We start from the raw sequence: 1,282 nt of genomic DNA on the forward strand, positions 1-1,282 counted from the left end.
ATCTTGAATTTATTTGATAAACCTAATAAAGTTGGTGCCCCAAGAGAACTGAATTACGGTGCCATGATCTACTCATTAATCGCTCGTGTGGTGGAGCGAATTGTAACAATCAAAGACCTGATTAGGCGTTTAAAACGTGATCCTATTTTTCGATATGACTGTGGATTTCTTCACTCTGACCAAATTCCTTCTGAAGCTTCTTATTCAAGAATGGTTACTATCATCAGTGAATCAGATGAGATGGAACATATCCATGATGAGCTGATTTTTCTTGCCATCGATGAAGGGCATATCGGCGAAGAAAACATCGCTATTGACGCTACTCATTTCGAGGCAAGAGATCGCGCTCATACATCCGATAAGAAAGAAAGGACAACACCGAAAAAGCGCGGACGCAAACCAAAAGCTGAGCGTGAACAATGGCTCAAAGAAAAACAGGCCGAGGAAGAAGCGCGTCCGATTTATGAAAAAGAAATTGTTCATCAGCTTTCTGAATCAGTGGAAGTGTTGTTGAATGAAGCCCCCATCGAACCAAAATGGGGAGTCAAGAAAAACAGTGATGGAAAAAACATCTTCTGGTTTGGCTACAAAGGTCACTTAGCCGTTAGCACAAAAAGCCAGTACATTCTTGCGGGGATGATGACGTCCGGTAGCCTCAATGATGGAAAGGCAGCCATCCCTTTATTAAAGAAAATTAATCGCGATCTTCCGTCTTTATTTACTGCTGGCCTTTTCGATGCCGGTTACGATTATGAACCAATCTATCAACAATTAATCGATCAGGATCTACAAGCTGTCATTCCATATAACCGACGTAACGAAGGAGAGACGGTTGGTTATGACGAGTACTTCGCACCGACTTGTGTCCTAGAGCATTCCTATCGCTACGACAGCTTCGATCCAAAATACAAGACATTGAAATATACACGTCCGAAGGAATGTGCAACGTGCCCATTACAACACGACTCACTTTGTCAAAAGACTTTTAAAATCAGACAATCTACAGATATCCGAAAGTACACCAATCCCGCAAGGGGATCGAAAAAATGGGATGAACTGTACAAAGAACGTACCGCTGTCGAACGTGTTAATGCCTATTTGAAAGAATTCTTTGGACTGAATAATGTCCGTCACCGAACCGGGAAAAAATCAAGGCTTCACTTCCATTTAGTGACGCTTGTTTATAATGCCTCGAGATTAGCCGCGGATCGGATTAGACTAGAAATGAAACATAAGACGCTAAAAGCTGCATAAATAAAATTGATCTTTATTAAAAAAACTT

The 1,282-nt window shown here is 41.3% G+C and carries 1 protein-coding gene; it reads left to right on the forward strand.

What is annotated here, in order from left to right; genetic code table 11:
- Window positions 1-1,254 (forward strand): transposase (locus tag RVS70_RS21495; RefSeq protein ID WP_321134756.1); only part of this gene is annotated, 1,254 nt, incomplete at its 5' end.
- Window positions 1,255-1,282: the final 28 nt, after the last annotated feature.

The sequence above is a fragment of the Virgibacillus sp. M23 genome (assembly GCF_034190895.1).
In the GTDB taxonomy this organism is placed as follows: Bacteria; Bacillota; Bacilli; order Bacillales; family Amphibacillaceae; genus Virgibacillus; species Virgibacillus salarius.